The sequence below is a fragment of the Deltaproteobacteria bacterium genome (assembly GCA_011773515.1).
GTDB lineage: Bacteria > Desulfobacterota > Deferrimicrobia > J040 > J040 > WVXK01.
This window is the reverse complement of the sequence record WVXK01000016.1, coordinates 69,197-69,951: the sequence shown is the minus strand read 5'-3', so window position 1 is coordinate 69,951 and position 755 is coordinate 69,197. Positions and strand designations below refer to the sequence as shown.

The 755-nt window shown below is 54.7% G+C and carries 1 pseudogene (cut by a window edge); it reads right to left on the bottom strand.

Features of this window, described 5'->3' with window-relative positions:
* Positions 1–44 precede the first annotated feature (44 nt).
* Positions 45–755 (bottom strand): annotated as a pseudogene (gene aspS / locus GTN70_02080) (aspartate--tRNA ligase); it runs 1,000 nt beyond the window's last position.

The following is a 755-nucleotide window of genomic DNA, read 5'->3' as shown; positions in this document are numbered from 1 at the left end:
TCCCTCCGAATACCCCGAAGAGCGGGCAATCACTTTCTCCCCGATCAGCCATCGAGTTTGATGTGCAGCTCCCTGAGCTGCCTGTTGTCTACCCGTGATGGGGCTTCACTCATCAGGCAAACCGCTTTCTGGGTCTTCGGGAAGGGAATGACATCCCGTATAGAGTTTGTCCCCGTCATGATCATGACCAGCCTGTCGAGCCCGAGAGCTATCCCGCCGTGGGGCGGGGCACCGTAGCTCAAGGCATCGAGGAGAAAGCCGAATTTTACCCTCGCTTCCTCGCCGGTTATGTTGAGCAGCTCGAACATCTTCTGCTGAAGCTCTGCCTGGTGAATCCTGATGCTTCCTCCTCCGATCTCGGAGCCATTCAGAACGAGATCATACGCCATCGCCCTGACTTTCAAGGGGTTTGTGTCGACAAGCCCAATGTCTTCATGCACGGGAGAAGTAAAGGGGTGATGCATGGCCACATATCTCTTTTCCTCTTCGTCGTATTCAACCAGCGGAAAATCGGTAACCCACAGAAATTCGTACTTATCTCCCCGGGTCAGGCCCAGTTTTTCCCCGAGATGAACCCTCAACCTCCCCAGGGAGTCACACACCACATCCCACGCGTCAGCTACGAGTAATACCATATCACCCGGATCAGAACCGGACTTCTCGAGGATCAGATCAAGTTGGCGATTCTCGAAAAACTTGCCGATGGGGGATTCCAGCCCCTTCGCCGTTACCCTGAAATAGGCAAGGCCCTTGGC